Annotated in this window: 8 protein-coding genes; 7 read left to right on the top strand and 1 reads right to left on the bottom strand. The window is 71.3% G+C overall.

The window, feature by feature from the left end; translation table 11 throughout:
* Window positions 1–252: 252 nt before the first annotated feature.
* Window positions 253–1,101 carry a plasmid replication/partition related protein gene (locus AC1RLW_RS14295; protein WP_493193560.1) on the bottom strand — a complete coding sequence of 283 codons (849 nt, stop codon included), beginning with the start codon at window positions 1,099–1,101 and terminating at the stop codon, window positions 253–255.
* A 175-nt stretch (window positions 1,102–1,276) separates the two neighbouring features.
* Between AC1RLW_RS14295 and AC1RLW_RS14300 the strand changes: the two genes are divergently transcribed.
* The 7 genes from AC1RLW_RS14300 to AC1RLW_RS14330 all read left to right on the top strand — a co-directional run bounded on the left by AC1RLW_RS14300 (window position 1,277) and on the right by AC1RLW_RS14330 (window position 16,234).
* The gene (locus AC1RLW_RS14300; protein WP_369629696.1) at window positions 1,277–1,810 is read left to right on the top strand and encodes a sigma-70 family RNA polymerase sigma factor; all 534 of its coding nucleotides are present in this window, start codon (window positions 1,277–1,279) and stop codon (window positions 1,808–1,810) included.
* A gap of 39 nt (window positions 1,811–1,849) precedes the next feature.
* A complete protein-coding gene (locus AC1RLW_RS14305; protein ID WP_493193563.1) occupies window positions 1,850–2,095 on the top strand; it encodes a FecR/PupR family sigma factor regulator in 246 nt (81 codons plus the stop codon).
* A 158-nt stretch (window positions 2,096–2,253) separates the two neighbouring features.
* Window positions 2,254–2,496, top strand: a complete 243-nt coding sequence (locus AC1RLW_RS14310; RefSeq protein ID WP_493193565.1) for an MbtH family protein — start codon at window positions 2,254–2,256, stop codon at window positions 2,494–2,496.
* Window positions 2,497–2,501: 5 nt separating this feature from the next.
* A complete protein-coding gene (locus AC1RLW_RS14315; RefSeq protein ID WP_493193567.1) occupies window positions 2,502–3,245 on the top strand; it encodes a thioesterase II family protein in 744 nt (247 codons plus the stop codon).
* Window positions 3,223–3,924, top strand: coding sequence for a 4'-phosphopantetheinyl transferase family protein (locus AC1RLW_RS14320; protein WP_493193569.1), 702 nt, complete (start codon window positions 3,223–3,225; stop codon window positions 3,922–3,924). Before AC1RLW_RS14315 ends, AC1RLW_RS14320 begins: the two co-directional genes overlap by 23 nt.
* Before the next feature lie 5 nt (window positions 3,925–3,929).
* Entirely contained in the window at window positions 3,930–9,191 is a 5,262-nt protein-coding gene (locus AC1RLW_RS14325) for an amino acid adenylation domain-containing protein (RefSeq protein ID WP_493193570.1), read from the top strand.
* Window positions 9,191–16,234, top strand: coding sequence for an SDR family NAD(P)-dependent oxidoreductase (locus AC1RLW_RS14330; protein ID WP_493193572.1), 7,044 nt, complete (start codon window positions 9,191–9,193; stop codon window positions 16,232–16,234). The genes AC1RLW_RS14325 and AC1RLW_RS14330 overlap by 1 nt, the downstream gene beginning before the upstream one ends.
* Window positions 16,235–16,238: the final 4 nt, after the last annotated feature.

Genomic DNA, 16,238 nt, shown 5'->3' on the forward strand with positions numbered 1-16,238 from the left:
CAACTTAAGCACTCACTGTAAGAAGTTGGACGGAGACGCCGATCGCAACGCTGGCTGGGAGAACTAAAGTGTTTGTTTGGAGGTGGCGTCAAAAATATAACACTTGTTGCAAATAAAAACACAAGATTACGAACAACTGTTTTCAGTGGGTCGCGGACGCGACAAAACCTCGCGTGCCGCAGCGCGGCGCGCGAGGTTTCAGGGAGAGGGCGGTGAAAGCGGCGGGCGGGGGGAAGGGCGCCCGCCGGGGCGTCAGTGCGCCAGCTGGGCCTGCAGCTCGGCCACTTGCCGGCGCAGGTCCGCGTTCTCGGCCGTGAGCTCGGCCACGCGCTGTTGCAGTTGCTGCATGGCGTCGAGCGCCGCCGGTTCGGCGCCTTCTTCGGTTTCGGGCGCCGCTTCGCGCGGCTTGCGCTTGGCCTCGCGCACGCGCTTGGCGGCCTGCTTCAGCTCGTCCTTGCCGGCGTTGGCGGCTGTCACCTGCTCTTCGGCGGGCAGCGAGGCGACGGCCGCGGCCGTGTTGATCGAAATCACGCCCGATTTCACGGCCGCCACCAGCTCGGGCGCGGCCTGCTTCTGGATCTTCTCGATCATCACGACCTGGCTGCTGCTCAGGCGCGCGGCGCGGGCGATGGCCTCGCGGCTGTTCAGCGGCACGGGCGGCGGCAGGGCTTCGTCGGAAGCGGGAGTGGCGGTCGAAGCGGGCGCGTCGTCGACGTCGAAGGGCGGGTCGTCCGCCGTGGTCGGGGTGGTCGGCGTGGCGGCGCTGCTGCGGGCGCGGCGCTCGTCCACGATGTCCTTCTTGCGCAGTGCCAGCACGCCGCGCAGGTAGTCCGAGATGCTGCGGCGGCCCAGGTGCTGGTCGATCATCCACAGGTGCACGTCCTGCAGCGTCTTGAAGCGCGTGTTCTGCACGGTCTGAAAGGGCAGGCCGTGCTTCTGGCAGATGCCGTAGCGGTTGTGGCCGTCCACCAGCACGTCGCCCCACAGCACCAGCGCGTCGCGGCAGCCTTCGGTGAGGATGCTGCGTTCGAGGGCTTCGTACTCCTCCGGCGTCAAGGGATCGATATAGGCTTTGAGTTCTTCGTTGACGACGATGTTCATGGGTACGGGTGCGATGTAAGGGGCGGAATTTTAGGTGTCTCGGTTTCGGCCGCTCGAACGTCTAGACAGGGAGAGAGACGAGAAGGCGTCACTGGGAAAAACAGGGCCCTTTTGCGTCATCAAATGGTAATAGTTCTTATTTGCATCTTTGCCCTTGAACACTTCAGGAGTACCCATGGATCTGTCGCTTTCCCCGTCCGCGCCCACGCTGGGGGAGGTCTTCATCGCCAACCGTGCCCAGCTCCAGCGCGTCGCGCAAAAGATCGTCCGCACCGCTGACCTCGCAGACGAAGTGCTGCAGGACGCCTACCTGAAGCTCGCCGACGGCGCTTCGGTGCGCGATGTCCGCAAGCCGCTCGGTTACTGCTGCCAGGTGGTGCGCAACGTGGCGGTCGACTACCACCGCCACCATTCCGTGGAGGCCAGCTACCGCACCTACTGCGACGACGTCGAACTCGTGAGCCCGCCCAGCAGCAATGACGCGCCCGACCGCGTGCTCGGCGGCCGGCAGGCGCTGGTGGCCATCGACCGCGTGCTCGAAGCGCTGCCGCCACGCACCCGCCTCGCATTCGAACTCAACCGCCTCAGTGGCCTGACCCAGCGCGAGATCGCCACGCGCCTGGGCTGCTCCGCCACGCTCGTGAACTTCATGATCAAGGACGCCGACGCCGCACTCGAAAGCTGCCGCTACCTCGTGCAGGCCGGCTGATTTTTCCGACGCACCGCATCGGCGCTACGATGGCCGCCGATGAGCAGCCCCAACGACACGCAAAGCGACCCCACCTGGCAGACCGCTTGGGCGTGGGTTCGCCGCCAGCACGCCGGCGAGGGCGCGCTCGACGCCGCCGCGAGCGTCGAGCTCGCGCACTGGCTCGCCGCCGATCCCGCCCATCGCCAGGCCTACGATGAGGCGGCCCGCCTCTGGCAGCTCGTCGGCCTGGTGCCGCCCGCGCACGACGTCCCTTCGCCGGACGCCGAAGACGCGGCCCGCTAGCCCGCTCCCTCTTTTTTCGCAGCTCCTGCAGCGGCCCTCGCCGCGGCGCAGCCGTGCACGGTCTGGATGCATGCGGGACTAAACACCCAGCCTCGCGGCGCGTCTTGTATCGCAAGGGCAAACCCTGCCCGTCATTGCACTTACCAAGAGGACCGCCCATGTCTACCAGCTGTTTCGACCGCGAGGACGAGACCTTCATCGTGCTCGTCAACCACGAAGCGCAGTACTCCATCTGGCCGCACTGGAAGGCCGTGCCCGGCGGCTGGAGCGCCGTCGACGGCGTCAAGGGCGACAAGAAGACCGTGCTCGACTACGTCGAGGCCCAGTGGACCGACATGCGCCCCAAGTCGCTGCGCGACTGGATGGCCGCGCAGCAGCAACCTGACAACGCCTCCGCCTGACCCGCATGCAGGCCTCGCTGCCCCTGCTGTGCCTGCCCTGCGCGGGCGCCAGCGCCACCATGTACCTGCGCTGGCGGCGTGCGCTGCCGCGCTGGATCGAGGTCGTGCCAGTCGAGCTGCCGGGCCGCGGCGGGCGCCTGGGCGAGCGCTTCGTCGACGACTTCGACCGCATGGTCGCGCAGCTGTGCGCCGAGCATGAAGGCGTGCTGCGCGGCCGCTACGCGCTCTTCGGCCACAGCATGGGCGCGCTGCTGGCCTGGGGCATGGCGCAGCACCAGCGGCAGCAGCAGCGCCCGCTGCCGGGCGCACTGATCGTCTCCGGCAGCGCGGCGCCTTCGCAGCGCGACCTCGACCGTTTTCTCGACATCACCGACGACGCGGCCCTCGTCGCCGACCTGCGCAAGCAGGGCGGCACGCCCGACGAACTCTTCGACACCCCCGAGCTGCTGCGCATGACGCTCGACACCCTCGGCGCCGACTACCGCCTGTGCCGCAGCTTCGTGCACACCGGGCCCGCGCCGCTGCCCGTGCCGCTGCATGTGCTGGCCGGCCGCCAGGACGACATCGCCCCGTGGCGCATGCAGGCCTGGGCCGCCGAGACCGCGCATGCGCGCTTCACGCTCGATTGGTTCGAGGGCGGTCATTTCTTCATCCGCCAGCACGAGACCTCCGTGCTGGCCGCGCTGGCGCGGCACCTCGCGCCGGCGGTGATGGCGGGAGGCGTCGATGCGGCTCGTGCCCTGGCATGACCCGTTGCCGCCGGGCATCGCGTTGCACCGCCTGGACCTGGACCTCGCGGCGGAGGACGGCGATGCCTGGCCCGACCTCACGCCCGACGAATGCGCACGCGCGAATCACTTTGCCCGCCGCGCCGACCGCGTGCGCTTCGCCCACACCCGCGCCGCCGTGCGCCGCCTGATCGCGCAGCGTCTCGCCTGCCGTCCGGCGGAGGTGCCGCTGCGTGCCGACGCACACGGCAAACCCTACGTCGAAGCAGCGGGTGACAACGCCGTGCCCCTCTTCAACATCTCGCACGCCGGCGACCATGCGCTCATCGCGCTGGCCGATCCGGCGCGCGTGCGTTGCGTCGGCGTCGACATCGAAGCCTGCGCGCGCGACCTCATGGCCGACGCCGATGCGCTGCTCGCCATGGCCTTCACCGCGCGCGAACAGCGCGAGATCCGCAGCGACGCCGACCTGCCACACGCCTTCTACCGACGCTGGGTCGGCAAGGAAGCTGTGTTGAAAGCCGCCGGCGTCGGCATGGCCGAGCACCTGCAAAGCGTCGGCATCCACCCCGACGCCCACGGCGCGCTTGCCGTCGACTGCGCCGTGCCCGCGTGGGCAGGCATCGAAGCGATGGCGCTGTCCGCGCCGCCGGGCTATGCCGCCGCGCTGGCCTGGCACACCAAGGAACAACCCCTGTGAACCCGATGCATCCCGTGGATTTCGTGACCCACCTGCGCAGCCTCGCCGCGCAGCGCCCCGACGACATCGCCTTGATCGCCATCACCGACCGCGATGGCGCCGCACTCGACACGCCCATCAGCTACCGCACCCTCGACGCGCGCGTGCGCGGTCTCGCGGCGCACCTGCAGCGGGCCTTCGCGCCCGGCGGCCGCGCGCTCATCATGCTGGACAACAGCGACGACTACGTTGTCAGCTTCTTCGCCTGCCTCTACGCGGGCCTCGTCGCCGTGCCGGTGTTCCCGCCCGAGTCCACGCGCAAGCGCCACCTGGGCAAGCTCGAGGGCATCGCCGCCGACGCGGGCGCCTGCTGCGTGCTGACCCACGCCGCCATCCGCGATGCGATGGCAGGCGTGGCCGACGCCTTCGCGCAGGCCACGCTCATCGCCGTGGACGAGATCGACGCCACCGGCGCCGACGCATGGCGCCCGCACACGCCGGCCGCCACCGACATCGCCTTCCTGCAATACACCTCCGGTTCCACCTCGGCACCCAAGGGCGTCATGGTCACGCACGCCAACCTGATGGCGAACATGCGCGCGATCGAGGAGGGCCTCTCGGTCTGCACGAGCGACACCTTCGTCACCTGGCTGCCGCTGAACCACGACATGGGCCTCATCGGCGGCCTGCTGCAGCCGATGCACCGTGGCGCCGTGGTGGCGCTGATGTCGCCGCGCTACTTTCTCGAGCGCCCCGTGCGCTGGCTCGAAGCCGTCTCGCGGCTGCGCGCCACGGTCAGTGGTGGGCCCGACTTCGCCTACCGCCTGTGCCTGGACCGCGTGTCCGACACGCAGTTGCAAAGGCTCGACCTGTCGTCCTGGCGCCTCGCGTTCTCCGGCGCCGAGCCGGTGCGCGCTGACACGCTGCGGTCGTTCCAGCAACGCTTCGCGCCCGCAGGCTTTCCGGCCGAAGCGGTCTACCCCTGCTACGGCCTCGCCGAATCGACGCTCTTCGTCACGGGCGGGCACCGCGGCGCCGGCATGGTCGCGCACGCCTTCGACAAGGCACGTCTGGCGCAAGGCACCGTGGTGCGCGACGAGGGCGGCGCCATGCTCGTGGGCTGCGGCCGCAGCGTCACGCACCATGCGGTGCGCATCGTCGACACCGCCACGCTGACTGCCTGCGCGGACGGCGCCGTCGGCGAAATCTGGGCCTCGGGCCCGAGCCTGGGCAGCGGCTACTGGAACAAGCCCGAGGTGTCGCAGCAGACCTTCGTCGAGCACGACGGCACGCGCTGGTTGCGCACCGGCGACCTGGGCTTCGTGCACGACGGCCAGCTCTATGTGGCCGGCCGCATCAAGGACATGATCATCGTGCGCGGCCACAACCTCTACCCGCAGGACATCGAGCGCGAAGTGGAGCGCGAGGTGGAAGCCGTGCGCAAGGGCCGCGTCGCGGCCTTCGCGGTCGAGGGGCCGGAAGGCGAGGGCATCGGCCTCGCGGCCGAGGTGTCGCGCAGCATCCAGAAGCTGGTGCGGCCCGAGGTGCTGGTCGAGGCGCTGAGCGCCGCCGTGAGCGAGCAGTGCGGCGAGCCGCTGTCGGTCGTGATGCTGCTCAACCCGGGCGGCATGCCCAAGACCACGAGCGGCAAGCTGCAGCGCGGCGCCTGCCGCCAGGGATGGATCGATCGCACGGCGGACGCCTATGCGATCTACGCGCACGGTGCTTTCGTGCTCGGCGGCAGCGCCCCTGCAGTCGACACATCCGAAGCCGCTCTCGACGACGTCGAGCAGGCCCTCGCCACGATCTGGCACGAGGTGCTGCGCCGCCCCACCGAACGGCCGCTGGCGCGCGACGCGCACTTCTTCACCCACGGCGGCAACTCGCTCGCCGCCACGCAGGTGGCCGCGCGCATCGGCGAGCGCTGGGACGTCGACTTCCCGCTGCGCGCGCTGTTCGAGCAACCGCGCCTGGGCGACCTCGCGCGCGAACTGCGGCGCGTGCGGGCACTCGGCCAACGCCGCGCGCACCAGCCGATCCTGGCCTTGCCGGCCGAACGCCGCACGGGGCTGCTCGCGCTGTCGCATGCGCAGGCGCGCCAGTGGTTCCTGTGGCAGCTCGATCCGCAGAACAGCGCCTACCACGTGGGCGTGGCGCTGCGCCTGTCCGGCGCGCTGGATGCCGACGCAATGAAGGCGGCGCTCGAAGGCCTGCTCGCGCGCCACGAGAGCCTGCGCACCGTGTTCCGCACCGCGGCCGACGGCACGGTCGGGCAGCAGGTGCTGCCGACGGCGCCGCTGGCGCTCGCCCACATCGACCTGCGCGCGCTGCCGGACGGCGACCGCGAAGGCGCCGCCGCCGCACAGACCCGCGCGCTGCAGGCCGAGCCTTTCGATCTCGCAGCCGGCCCCGTGCTGCGCGCGGCCTGGCTCCAGCTCGGCGACGCGCACCACATCCTCGCGATCGTCACGCACCACATCGTGTCCGACGGCGCCTCGCTGCAGGTACTGCTCGACGAGTTCGGTACCGCCTATGCCGCACACGCGAAGGGTGAAACGCCGTCGCTCGCCACGCCACTGATCCAGTACGCCGACTACGCCGCGTGGCAACGCGACTGGCTCGCCGCGGGCGAGGCCGAACGGCAACTGGCCTACTGGCGCGCCCAGCTCGGCGACACGCACCCCGTGCTGGCCTTGCCCACGGACCGCCCCCGCTATGCGGTCGCGAACTACCGCGCGGCCTCGCACGCTTTCGACCTCGACGCGGCCCTCGTCGCCCGCCTGCATGCCACCGCGCAGGCGCATGGCGCCACGCTGTTCATGGTCTTGCTCGCGGGCTTCCAGGCGCTGCTGCATCGCTACACGGGTCAGCCCGATGTGCGTGTGGGCGTGCCGGTCGCCAACCGCCACCGCCCCGAGACCACGGGCCTCATCGGCTTCTTCGTCAACACGCAGGTGCTGCGCGCCACGCTGAACGGCCGCACCCCGTTCGCGCAACTGCTGGCGCAGACCCGCGAGGCCGCGCTCGGCGCGCAGGCCCACCAGGACCTGCCGTTCGAACAGCTCGTGGACGCCCTGCAGCCGCAGCGCAGCCTGAGTCACAACCCGCTGTTCCAGGTGATGTTCAACCTGCTGCGCGAAGACACGGCCGTGCTGCGCGGCCTGCCGGGCCTGGCGGTCGACGAGTACCGCATGGACGACAGCGCCGCGCAGTGCGAACTCGCGCTCGACATCCGCGAGCGCGCCGACGGCCAGGTGCGCGCGGTCTTCACCGCGGCGGCCGAGCTGTTCGACGAGGAGACCGTCGCGCGCATGGCCGCGCACTACCGCGCGCTGCTCGACGCGCTGACGGCCGACCCGGCCCGCGCCATCGGCGATGCGCCGTGGCTCGCTGCCGAAGAGCAGGCGCAATTGCACGCCTGGGGCACGGGTACATCGTCCGCATTGGCTGCGACGCCCGCGCATCGCCTGTTTGAAGCGCACGTCCGCCGCGCACCCGATGCCGTCGCGTTGATCGCCGGCGACACCGAGCTCTCCTACGCCGCACTCGACCGCCGCGCCAACCGCCTCGCGCACCGCCTGCTGCGCCACGGCGTGCGGCCCGACACGCCAGTCGCCGTGGCCGTCGATGCCCCGATCGATCGCGTTGTCAGCCTGCTCGCCGTGCTGAAAGCCGGCGGCACCTACCTGCCGATGGACCCGTCACACCCGCCGCAGCGGCTGTCGCAGTTGCTGGTAGACAGCGGCGCCGCGCTGTTGCTGACCGGCAGCCACAGCTCGGTGGACGGACCCGTCACGCGCATCACGGTCGACGACGCATCGCTCGACGACGAACCGAACGAGACCCCGCAAGTCACGCTGCACGACCACCACCTGGCCTACGTGATCCACACCTCGGGCACCACCGGCCGCCCCAAGGGCGTGGCGGTCGCGCACGGCGCGCTGTCGATGCACCTCCAGGCCATGGCCGACACCTGCGGCTTCACGGCGAGCGATCGTTCGCTGCAGTTCGCGCTGCCGCACGTCGATGCCGCCATCGAGCAGTGCCTGCTGCCGCTGACCACCGGCGCCGCGCTGGTGCTGCAGCCGCAGTGGTGCTCGCTCGCCAGCGAACTCGACGCCTTGCTCCAACGCCACTGCGTCAGCGTGGTCGACCTGCCGCCGGCCTACGCGCGCCAGCTGCTGCAGGACCAGCCGCCGTTCCACCACGCCGTGCGCCTCGCGCTCTTCGGCGGCGAGGCCTGGACTGGCGGAGACCTCGCGCTGGTCCGCCGCGTGCTGCACCCGGCATGCGTCGTGAACGCCTACGGCCCGACCGAAGCCGTGATCACGCCGACCCTGTGGTCCGCCGACGCCGAGGCCATCGTGCAGGGCTACGCCCCCATCGGCCGCCCGGTCGGCCGCCGCACCGCCCATGTGCTCGACGCCGATCTGCAGCCCGTGCCGCAGGGCGTGCCCGGCGAGCTGTACCTCGGGGGCGAAGGCCTGGCGCGCGGCTACCTCGGACGCGCGGCCCTGACGGCCGAGCGCTTCGTCGCCGATCCCTTTGATGTGGCAGGGGCGCGCCTGTACCGCACCGGTGACCTCGTGCGCTGGCGGACCGACGGTCAGCTCGAATACCTCGAGCGCCTAGACCACCAGGTGAAGGTGCGCGGCTTCCGCATCGAACTCGGCGAGGTCGAGGCGCGCTTGCGCGAGCAACCCGGCGTGCGCGAGGCACTGGTGTGCCTGCACGACGGCGCGACCGGTCCGTCGCTCGTCGCCTACGTCGCCCCCGCGGCGGGCGTATCGCTCGACGCGACCACGCTCAAGACCCAGCTGGCGCAGGCGCTGCCCGACTACATGGTGCCCTCCGCGCTGATGGTGCTCGACAGCTTCCCGCTCGGCGCCAACGGCAAGGTCGACCGCCGCGCATTGCCTGCCCCGGCCGTCGCCGGAGCACAGGGCTACGAAGCCCCTCGCGGCGACGTCGCGCAGACGCTGGCCGCGATCTGGGCCGAACTGCTCAAGGTCGAACAGGTCGGCCTGCACGACAACTTCTTCGACCTCGGCGGCAACTCGCTGCTCGTGATCCGCATGCACCGGCTGGTGGAAGACCGCTTGCAGCCGGGCTTGGCGGTGGTCGACCTCTTCAAGTACCCGACCGTCGGCGCGCTCGCCCGCCACATCGAGCAGAAGGGGCACGGCCCCGCCGCCGCCACCGACGACGCCGCGCAGGCGAAGCAGCGCGCGCAACAGCAGCGCGCCGCCTTGCTGCAACGCCGCCGACCCACGGAAAGAACCCTCTGATGCACGCGCAAGACGACACCCCGCCTTCTGCCCCCGACACCACGGGCCTCGAGATCGCCATCGTCGGCATGGCCGGCCGCTTTCCCGGCGCGCCCGACGTGGACGCCTTCTGGCGCAACATCCGCGACGGCGTCGAGTCGGTCACCGTCTTCAGCGACGACGAACTGCGCGCGCGCGGCGTGCCCGAGCGCGCGCTGGCCGATCCCGACTACGTGAAGGCCGGCGTGCTGTTCGACGGCTTCGACCGCTTCGACGCCGGCTTCTTCGGCTACTCGCCGCGCGAGGCCGAGCACCTCGATCCGCAGCAGCGCATCTTTCTCGAATGCGCCTGGGAGGCGATGGACCATGCGGGCTGGCCGACCGGCCCGAAGGGTGGGGCGCCGGTCGGCGTCTACGCGGGCGACGGCCCCAACCTCTACCTCATGAAGCACCTGCTGCCCGCCGTCGGCATCGACGCGGGCACCGGCATCGCCGACATGCTGGGCCTCATGAGCGGCAACTCCGCCGGCTCGCTGTGCACGCGCGTGGCCTACAAGCTCGACCTGCGCGGCCCGGCCCTGAGCGTGCAGACCGAATGCTCCACCTCGCTGGTGGCCGTGCACCTGGCCTGCCAGGGCCTGCTGAGCCACGACTGCGACATGGCGCTGGCCGGCGGCGTGTGGCTCAACCTGCTGCAGGAGGGCGGCTACCGCTACCAGAACGGCGCCATCCTTTCGCCCGACGGCCACTGCCGCGCCTTCGACGCCAAGGCCGCGGGCACGGTGATCGGCAGCGGCGCGGGCATCGTCGTGCTGCGCCGACTGGCCGATGCGCTGCGCGACGGCGACACCATCCATGCCGTCATCAAGGGCACGGCCGCCAACAACGACGGCGCCGACAAGATCGGCTTCACCGCACCGAGCGTGCAAGGCCAGGCCGGCGCGATCCGCGCGGCGCAGCTGATGGCCGACGTGCCCGCGCACACCATCGGCTATGTCGAGGCGCACGGCACGGGCACCACGCTGGGCGACCCGATCGAGCTGGCCGCGCTCACGCAGGCCTTCCGCGCCGACGGCGGCGATGGCGGGCGCTGCGGCTACTGCGCCATCGGCTCGGTCAAGACCAACATCGGCCACCTCGATGCGGCGGCCGGCGTGGCGGGGCTCATCAAGGCGACGCTGGCGCTGCGCCACCGCACGCTGCCGCCGAGCCTGCACTTCGAGCAACCGAACCCGCAGATCGATTTCGCGAACAGCCCGTTCCGCGTGAACACCGAGGCGCGCCCGTGGCCCGAGGGCGATACGCCGCGTCGGGCGGGCGTCAGCTCCTTCGGCATCGGCGGCACCAACGTGCACGTCGTGCTCGAAGAGGCACCGCCCGTGGCCACGTCAACCACAGCGACTGGCTGGCAGGTGTTGCCGCTGTCGACCCGCAGCGTGCCCGCAACGCGCCAGGCCGCGCAGCAAATGGCCGATCACCTGCGCGCGCATCCCGCGTTGCCGCTCGCCGATGTCGCCCACACCCTGCAGGCGGGCCGCCGCGCCTTCGAGCACCGCAGCGCGGTCGTGGCCGACCACGTCGAAGGGGCCGTGCAGATGCTCTCGGCGGGCGAAGGCCTGGCCGTGCGCGCCGCACCTGCGCAGGAACCCGAGGTGGTCTTCCTCTTTCCGGGCGGCGGCACACAGCACGCCCAGATGGGCCGTGCGCTCTACGAGGACGACGCGACTTTCCGCGACGACGTCGACCGCTGCTGCGCACTGCTGGAACCCGAGCTGGGCTTCGACCTGCGCACCGTGCTGTTCCCCGTGCCCGGTAACGAAGCCGAAGCCGATGCGAAGCTGTTCGACATCGCGCTCGCGCAGCCCGCGCTCTTCGTCGTCGCCTACGCGATGGCGCAGTGGTGGATGCGCCGCGGCGTGCGGCCCGCGGTGATGATGGGCCACAGCCTGGGCGAGTACGTCGCCGCCTGCCTGGCGGGCGTGTTCCGCCTCGAAGATGCACTGCGTGTCGCGGCCCTGCGCGGACGCCTGCTGCAGTCGATGCCGCCCGGCGCGATGACCGCCGTGCCACTGTCGCAAGCCGCGCTCGCGCCCTTCCTGGCGCCGGGCTGCGACCTCGCTGCCGCCAACGCCGAGCAGCTGTGCGTGATCTCCGGCCCGCGCGAGGCGGTCGAGGCCGCCGAGGCGCGGCTGCGCGCGGCGGGCCACCTGCCGCGCCGGCTGCATGTGTCGATCGCTTCGCACTCGGCGATGACCGAGCCGCTGCTCGCGCCGCTCGAAGCGCTCATCGCCTCGGTGCCGCGCCGGCCACCGACGATCCCCTTTGTCTCGAACGTCACGGGCCAGCTCATCACGCCCGAGGAGGCCATGAGCCCCGCCTACTGGGCGCGGCACCTGCGTGGCACCGTCCAGTTCGTCGACGGCGTGCGCACCTTGCTGCAGGTGCCGGGCCGCGTGCTGCTCGAAGTCGGCCCCGGCGAAACGCTGGCGGGCCTGGCGCGCCAGCATCCGCTGGCCGACACCGCCGCCGGCGTGCTCGCCAGCCAGGCGCATCCGCAGCAGCAGGCACGCAACGCGCAGCAGATCGCGCAGACGCTGGCCCAGCTGTGGGTGGCGGGCGTGGACATCGACTGGGCCGCCTGCCGCGCAGGCGCCGCGCGTCGGCGCGTGCCGCTGCCGGCGTATCCGTTCCAGCGCCGCCGCTACTGGGTGGACGTGCCCCGTGGTGAGAAGGCGCCGCAACGCACCAACGTCGAAGCGTTCTATGTGCCGTCGTGGCAGCGCACGGAGCCGCTGGCGCTCGCGCCGTCGGCCGATGTCAACGGTTGTCTGCTCGTGCTCGGCGACAGCCGCAGCCTCACGGGCCACCTCGTGCGGCAGCTGCGCGCGCAGGGCCGCACGGTGGTGCTGGCCGAACGCGGCAGCGCCTTCGCACGCACGGGCCACGGCCACTGGACGCTGCGCCCTGGCGCGCGCGACGACCACGCCCGCCTGCAGACCGAGATCGCGGCCGACTTCGGCGCCATCGCCGGCATCTACCACCTCTGGAGCCTCGACGAGGCGCTGCCCGCGCAACAGCCGCAGGCCGAGCTGCTCGAGCGCAGCTTCTTCAGCCTGCTCGCGCTCGTGCAGTCGCTCGACGCGGGCGAGCGCACGCTGCCGCTCGCCGTCGTCGCCAACCAGCTCGAAGACGTCACCGGCACCGAGCCGCTGTGCCCCGAGAAGGCCACGCTGCGCGGCATCGGCAAGGTGATCGGCCAGGAATACCCGCGCGTGCACTGCCGCGTGATCGACGTCGTGCTGCCCGCGCCCGAAAGCGATGCCGAAGGCCGGCTGGTCGCGCAGATCGTGGCCGAGGCCGCGGCGCTGCAAGCCGAGCCCGGCGAGCCGCTCGTGGCCTGCCGTGGCGCGCACCGCTGGATCAAGACCTACGAACCCGCAACACTGAGCGCCGCCGCGCGACCGCGCCTGCGCTGCGAGGGCGTCTACCTCGTCACCGGCGGCCTGGGCGGTGTCGGCCTCGCGCTGGCGAAGCACCTGGCCGTGCAGTGGCAGGCGCGGCTGGTGCTGCTGGGCCGCACGGCGCTGCCGGCGCGCGCGGATTGGCCGGCGCTGGTGGCGGCCGACAGCACGCCCGCCGCTCTGAAGGCGCGGCTGCAGCAACTGCTCGAACTCGAAACGCTCGGCGCACAGGTGCTCACCGTGTCGGCCGATGTGTCCGACGCCGACGCGATGCGCGCCGCCCTCGCACAGGCGAACGCGCGTTTCGGCCCGCTGCACGGCGTCGTGCACGCGGCCGGCGATGCGGGCGGCGGCATGATGGCCGGGCGCACGCGCGCGCAGGTCGACACCGTGTTCGCGACCAAGGTGCGCGGCACGCGCGTGTTGTTCGACGCGCTGCGCGGCCAGCCGCTGGACTTCGTGCTGCTGTGCTCGTCCATCTCCAGCGTGGCCGGCGGCCTGGGCATGAGCGACTACGCTGCCGCCAACGCCTACCTCGACGCCGTGGCCGTCGCGCACGAACGGCTCGGCGCGTTCCCGGTGTTCTCGGTCAACTGGGACGCCTGGCGCGGCCTGGGCATGGCCGCGCACATGGACGTGCCCGACGACATCGGCATGGACGGCCCCGAAGGCGCGCGCGTCTTCGAGCGTATCGTCAACGGCCCGGCGCGGGCGCAGACCGTGATCTCGACCACCGACCTGGCCACGCGCCTGGGCCCGCTCGACAACGGCATGCTCGATCTGCTCGGCGACGAGGCACCGGCCGCTGCCGCAGGCGCGGCCCACCCAAGGCCCGCGCTGCAGACCCCGTTCGTCGCGCCGCAGGGCGAGGTCGAGACCGCGCTTGCCGCGCTGTGGACCGAGCGCCTGGGCATCGCGCCCATCGGGGTGGACGACAACCTGTTCGAGCTCGGCGGCGACTCGCTTGTCGCCATCCAGCTGCTGTCGCGCGTGCGCAAGCGCTACGCGACCGAGCTGCACCCCAGCGAGTTCTTCAAGGCGCCGACCATCGCCGGCCTGGCCGCGCGGCTCGGTGTCGCTTTGACCGCCACCGCGCCGCAGCGCAGCGCGATGGAGATCACGCCCGTCGCGCGCGGCGGTGCGTTGCCGCTGTCGCCGATGCAGCACCGCCTCTGGCTGGTCGACCGCCTCACGGACGTTGCCAACCGCAGCGGCCGCGCGGCCTACAACATGTCGGCCGGCCTCGCGCTGCACGGCGAGCTCGACATCGGCGCGCTGCGCGCCGCCATCGACGCGATCGTCGCGCGCCACGAGGTGCTGCGCACCGTGTTCACCGAGGACGATGAGGGCGAGCCCATGGCCGTCGTGCGCCCCGGTGCGCCGCTCGACATTCCCGTCATCGCACTCGACGACGGCGCGCGCTACGGCCCCCTGTTCGATGAACTCGTGCGTGCGCCGCTCGCGCTGGCCGAGGGCCCGCTCATCCAGGCTACGGTCGTGCGCATGGCCGCGCACGAGCATGTGCTGGTGCTCGTGGTGCACCACATCGTGTTCGACGGCTGGTCGATCGCCGTGTTCGCACGCGAGCTGGCCGCGTTCTATGAGCGCGCGCGGCGCGGCCAGCCGCTGGAACTGGCGCCGCTGCCCGTGCAGTACGCCGACTACGCCGCCTGGTATGCGCGCGCGCTCGCCTCTGAAAGCTTCGCGCCGAAGGCCGCGTTCTGGCGCGAGCGGCTGGCGGGCGCGCCACAGGCCTCGGGCATCAAGCCCGACCACCAACGCCCCTCTGTGCCCACGCATGCCGGCGACTCGGTGCGGCTCGCGCTGTCGCCGGCGCTGTCGCAATCGCTGGCCGCGCTCGCGCGGGCGTCGGACACGTCGCTGTTCACGCTGCTGCTGTCGTCGTTCTTCCTGTTCTTCCACCAGGCCTCGGGTGCCGACGACATCGTCATCGGCACCGACGTCGCGGGCCGCGGCCACCCGGACCTCGAAGGGCTGCTCGGCTTCTTCGTCAACGTGGTGCCGCTGCGCTCGCGCCGCGCGAAGGCTGGCACCGACTTCGCGCAATGGCTCGCCGCCACCAAGGCCGACACCCTGGCCGCGATGGACCACCAGGACGTGCCCTTCGACCGCATCGTCGAGCTGTCGGGCGTGCCACGTGCACGCGACCGCAACCCGCTGGTGCAGGTGCTCTTCGTGCTTCAGAACACTCCCGAGATCCGGTTCGCCATCGAAGGCGCCGAGGTCCAGGTGCTGCCCCAGCAGATGAACGAATCCAAGTTCGACCTGGCGGTGTTCGCCAACGAACACGACGGCGCGCTCACCGCCGAGTGGGTGTTCGCCACCGACCTCTACCGGCGGGAGACCGTCGAAACCTTCACCGCTTCGTGGCATGCGCTGCTGGAGCGGATCGTCGTCACACCTGGCCAGCCCATCGACGCGCTGGCCCCCATGCCCTCGGAGGAATCCATCGCCATGACAAACGCTCCCAACGTCCGCCCGGCCTCGAAACTGGACAAGCTCGGCAAACTTGGAAAGCTCGACGCCCTGGGCGCCGGCCGCGCCCCCGTGCGCGCCGCCGCGCGGCCCGCCGTGCAGACCTCGTTCCTGAAGCCCGGCGCCGAATTTCCCATCGTGCTGCAGGCCACCAGCCCCGAGCTCGACACCGTCGCCTGGGCCAAGGGCCAGGCCGACTACATCGAGATGCTGGTGGCGAAGCACGGCGGCATCCTGTTCCGCGACTTCGGCCTGAAGACCCCGCAGGATTTCGAGGCCTTCGCCGAGGCCATCGAGCCCGAGCTGTACGACAGCTACGGCGACCTGCCCAAGAAGGAGGGCGGCAAGAAGACCTACCGCTCCACGCCATACCCCGAGCGCCAGATGATCCTGTTCCACAACGAGAGCGCGCACCTGGACCGCTGGCCGCGCAAGCAGTGGTTCTTCTGCGAGCTGCCGTCGCCCGTGGGCGGCGCCACGCCCATCGTCGACTGCCGCGAGATGCTGCGCCGTCTGCCGGCCGAGGTGGTCGCCGGTTTCGAGCGCAAGGGGCTGCAGTACGTGCGCACCTTCACGCCCGGCCTGGACGTGAGCTGGCAGGACTTCTACAAGACCGATCACCGCGAAGACGTCGAGGCCCGCCTGGCCGCTGCCGGCATCGAATGGCGCTGGTTCGACGGCGACACGCTGCAGACGCGCACTCGCTGCCCCGCCGTGATCCGCCACCCGCTGACCGGCGAGCGCGTGTTCTTCAACCAGGTGCAGCTGCACCACGTCGCCTGCCTCGAAGCGCAGGTGCGCGAAGACCTGCTGGCCATGGGCGGTGTCGAGCGCCTGCCGCGCCATGTGACCTACGGCGACGGCTCGCCCATCGCGGACGAGACCATGGCCATCGTCGGCGAGGCCTACGAGGCCTGCGCCGTGCGCTTCGACTGGCGCCAAGGCGACGTCGTGATGCTCGACAACATGCTCGCCGCCCATGCGCGCGACCCCTTCGAGGGCCCGCGAAAGATCGTGGTGGCGATGGGCGCGATGTTCGACCGCGCCGCGCTCGACGACGGTGCGCGCGGCGCCGAGTCCCGCCTGGCCGACGAACAAGGCGCCTGAACGA

This window comes from Variovorax sp. GW822-FHT04A09, from assembly GCF_058801005.1.

Bases quoted from the DNA above. Each gene is read 5' to 3' on its own strand.
- AC1RLW_RS14310 (WP_493193565.1), top strand. From the start codon at position 2,254: ATGTCTACCAGCTGTTTCGACCGCGAGGACGAGACCTTCATCGTGCTC.
- AC1RLW_RS14320 (WP_493193569.1), top strand. From the start codon at position 3,223: ATGCGGCTCGTGCCCTGGCATGACCCGTTGCCGCCGGGCATCGCGTTG.
- AC1RLW_RS14305 (WP_493193563.1), top strand. From the start codon at position 1,850: ATGAGCAGCCCCAACGACACGCAAAGCGACCCCACCTGGCAGACCGCT.
- AC1RLW_RS14325 (WP_493193570.1), top strand. From the start codon at position 3,930: ATGCATCCCGTGGATTTCGTGACCCACCTGCGCAGCCTCGCCGCGCAG.
- AC1RLW_RS14330 (WP_493193572.1), top strand. From the start codon at position 9,191: ATGCACGCGCAAGACGACACCCCGCCTTCTGCCCCCGACACCACGGGC.
- AC1RLW_RS14295 (WP_493193560.1), bottom strand. From the start codon at position 1,101: ATGAACATCGTCGTCAACGAAGAACTCAAAGCCTATATCGATCCCTTG.
- AC1RLW_RS14315 (WP_493193567.1), top strand. From the start codon at position 2,502: ATGCAGGCCTCGCTGCCCCTGCTGTGCCTGCCCTGCGCGGGCGCCAGC.
- AC1RLW_RS14300 (WP_369629696.1), top strand. From the start codon at position 1,277: ATGGATCTGTCGCTTTCCCCGTCCGCGCCCACGCTGGGGGAGGTCTTC.